The sequence below is a fragment of the Mesorhizobium sp. M7A.F.Ca.MR.148.00.0.0 genome, from assembly GCF_003997735.1.
Classification (GTDB): domain Bacteria; phylum Pseudomonadota; class Alphaproteobacteria; order Rhizobiales; family Rhizobiaceae; genus Mesorhizobium.
Map to the genome: position 1 here is coordinate 1 of NZ_RZTB01000228.1, position 3,626 is coordinate 3,626.

3 protein-coding genes are annotated in these 3,626 nt (G+C 60.5%); all 3 read left to right on the top strand.

All coding sequences use genetic code 11. The features are described from left to right. Positions 1 to 427: 427 nt before the first annotated feature. The 3 genes from rpsL (at position 428) to fusA (ending at position 3,466) form a co-directional block, all read left to right on the top strand. Positions 428 to 799 carry a 30S ribosomal protein S12 gene (rpsL, locus tag EOB49_RS33285; protein WP_006333356.1) on the top strand — a complete coding sequence of 124 codons (372 nt, stop codon included), beginning with the start codon at positions 428 to 430 and terminating at the stop codon, positions 797 to 799. 76 nt (positions 800 to 875) lie between these two features. Further along, a complete protein-coding gene (rpsG, locus tag EOB49_RS33290) occupies positions 876 to 1,346 on the top strand; it encodes a 30S ribosomal protein S7 (protein WP_008875664.1) in 471 nt (156 codons plus the stop codon). Between the two features lie 29 nt (positions 1,347 to 1,375). After that, entirely contained in the window at positions 1,376 to 3,466 is a 2,091-nt protein-coding gene (fusA, locus tag EOB49_RS33295) for an elongation factor G (RefSeq protein WP_027027748.1), read from the top strand. Positions 3,467 to 3,626 lie beyond the last annotated feature (160 nt).

The window sequence follows — 3,626 nt, forward strand, 5'->3', positions numbered from 1 at the left end:
AAGCAAGGCCGCGCAACAGCGCAAACCCATTCACTTTGCCTGAAGGCTTGTCACTTTCTTCCTCGCTCTTGCAAAAATGCGAAAGAAAATTACATGCGGTTTTCGCATGGCTGCCAAGCCTTGGTCGGCGCGCAATATTTAGTGCTCCGGGCTTGACGGTCCGCGGTCTTACGAGTAGAAGCCGCCCAGTCAGAACCGATGTGAGGCTCTCCCTTCCGAAGCGACACGCTTTGGAGTTTGCCTCAAACAGGGTTCGTTTTACGAGCGAAAAGACATTTCCGGCGTGCACGAAGCGGCTTCCGCTTCCTCTGCCTTTTGTTCGGGCAAGACCGCGAGGCGCGGTTTATGGCCCGAATTTGCGTATGGAAATGACGCTTTGAGCGGCCCTGACCGGGCGAGACACGGAATTGAGAGACAAGAGGGTTTAATGCCTACCGTCAACCAGCTGATCCGCAAGCCGCGCATTGCGCCGGTGAAGCGCAACAAGGTCCCGGCCATGCAGCAGAACCCGCAGAAGCGGGGCGTCTGCACGCGCGTCTATACAACGACGCCGAAGAAGCCGAACTCGGCGCTGCGCAAGGTGGCCAAGATCCGCCTGACCAATGGTTTTGAAGTGATCGGGTACATCCCCGGCGAAGGCCACAACCTTCAGGAACACTCCGTGGTCATGATCCGCGGCGGCCGCGTCAAGGATCTTCCGGGCGTTCGCTACCACATCATCCGCGGCGTGCTCGACACGCAGGGTGTGAAAAACCGCAAGCAGCGCCGTTCGAAGTACGGCGCCAAGCGTCCGAAGTAAGGGACGTCCGAAGTAAGATTTTCCGGCCTTGGCGCTCCTTGAGTGCGTCGGGCTACGAGATTGAGAGACAAAAGCCATGTCGCGTCGTCACAGTGCAGAAAAGCGTGAGATCAATCCGGACCCGAAGTTCGGCGATCTGATCGTCACCAAGTTCATGAACGCCGTCATGTATGACGGTAAGAAGTCGGTTGCCGAGACCATCGTCTACGGCGCGCTCGACCAGGTTCAGTCGAAGACCAAGCAGGAGCCGGTCACCGTCTTCCATCAGGCGCTCGACAATGTCGCGCCGCATGTTGAAGTGCGTTCGCGTCGTGTCGGTGGCGCCACCTACCAGGTTCCGGTCGACGTGCGCCCCGAGCGGCGCCAGGCATTGGCCATTCGCTGGCTGATCGCGGCGGCCCGCAATCGCAACGAGACCACGATGGTCGACCGCCTCTCCGGCGAGCTGATGGATGCGGCCAACAACCGCGGCACGGCTGTCAAGAAGCGTGAAGACACCCACAAGATGGCTGAAGCCAACCGCGCTTTCGCGCACTACCGCTGGTAAAGCGCGAACGAGACTGAGAGGCAGCTACGATGGCCCGCGAATACAAAATCGAAGACTACCGCAATTTCGGTATCATGGCGCATATTGACGCCGGCAAGACGACGACCACCGAGCGCGTCCTCTACTACACGGGCAAGTCGCACAAGATCGGCGAAGTCCACGACGGCGCTGCCACCATGGATTGGATGGAGCAGGAGCAGGAGCGCGGCATCACGATCACCTCCGCCGCGACCACGACCTTCTGGAAGGCTCGTGACGGCAAGATGCACCGCTTCAACATCATCGACACCCCCGGCCATGTCGACTTCACCATCGAAGTCGAGCGTTCGCTGCGCGTGCTCGACGGCGCCATCGCGCTGCTCGATGCCAATGCCGGCGTTGAGCCGCAGACCGAGACCGTCTGGCGCCAGGCCGACAAGTACCGCGTTCCGCGCATGATCTTCTGCAACAAGATGGACAAGATCGGCGCCGACTTCTACCGCTCGGTCGAGATGATCGGTTCGCGCCTCGGTGCTCATGCCGTTGTCATGCAGCTGCCGATCGGCGCCGAGACCGAGTTCAAGGGCGTCGTCGACCTCGTCGAGATGAACGCGCTTGTCTGGCGCGACGAGACGCTGGGCGCTGCCTGGGATGTCGTTGAGATCCCGGACGACCTCAAGGCTCGTGCCGAAGAATACCGCGAGAAGATGATCGAGGCCGCCGTCGAAATGGACGAGACGGCGCTTGAGAATTACCTCGAAGGCAAGATGCCGTCGAATGACGAGATCCGTGCGCTGATCCGCAAGGGCACCATCGCGGTCAAGTTCTACCCGATGTTCTGTGGCTCGGCCTTTAAGAACAAGGGCGTGCAGCCGCTGCTCGACGCCGTCGTCGAATATCTGCCGTCGCCGGCCGATGTTCCCGCCATCAAGGGTGTCGATGCCAAGACCGACGCCGAGATCGAGCGTCACGCCGACGACAACGAGCCTCTGTCGATGCTCGCCTTCAAGATCATGAACGACCCGTTCGTCGGTTCGCTGACCTTTGCCCGCATCTATTCGGGCAGGCTCACCAAGGGCATCTCGGTCGACAACACCGTGAAGGGCAAGAAAGAGCGCATCGGCCGCATGCTGCAGATGCATGCGAACTCGCGCGCCGACGTCGAAGAGGCTTTTGCCGGCGACATCGTTGCTCTTGCCGGTCTCAAGGACACGACCACCGGCGACACGCTGAGCGATCCGCTGCATCCGGTCATTCTCGAGCGCATGGAATTCCCCGATCCGGTCATCCAGATCGCCATCGAGCCGAAGACCAAGAACGACCAGGAAAAGATGGGCCTCGCCCTTCACCGCCTGGCCGCTGAAGATCCGTCCTTCCGTGTCAAGACCGACGAGGAAAGCGGCCAGACCATCATTTCCGGCATGGGCGAACTTCACCTGGACATCATCGTCGACCGCATGCGTCGCGAGTTCAAGGTCGAGGCCAATGTCGGCGCACCGCAGGTGGCTTATCGCGAGACGATCACCCGCAGGCACGAGCAGGACTACACGCACAAGAAGCAGACCGGCGGTACCGGTCAGTTCGCTCGCGTCAAGATCGTCTTCGAGCCGAACCCGGACAGCAGCGAGTTCGAGTTCGAGACCAAGATCGTCGGCGGCGCCGTGCCGAAGGAATACATCCCCGGTGTCGAAAAGGGCATCAACAGCGTCATGACCTCGGGTCCGTTCGCGGGCTTCCCGATGATCGGCGTCAAGGCGACGCTGATCGACGGCGCTTACCACGATGTCGACTCCAGCGTCCTGGCCTTCGAAATCGCCGGCCGCGCCTGCTTCCGTGAAGCCGCACCCAAGCTTGGCGTGCAGCTGCTGGAGCCGATCATGAAGGTCGAAGTTGTGACGCCGGAAGACTACGTCGGCAGCGTCATCGGCGATCTGAACGGTCGTCGTGGCCAGATCCAGGGCCAGGAAGCGCGCGGCGTGGCCGTGGTCATCAACGCGATGGTGCCGCTCGCGAACATGTTCAAGTATGTCGACAACCTGCGCTCGATGAGCCAGGGCCGTGCGGCCTACACCATGCAGTTCGATCACTATGAGCCGGTTCCGACCGCAGTGGCTCAGGAAGTCCAGAAGAAATACGCCTAAGGGTTTCTTAGCCACCGGGTCGCGCTCCTTGCGCGGTGCCGGATCTGAAGAGCGAATAACAATTTCCCCTTAGCGGGTAGAATAGACGGAGAACGATTATGGCCAAAGGTAAATTCGAGCGTAACAAGCCTCACGTGAACATCGGCCCGATTGGCCACGT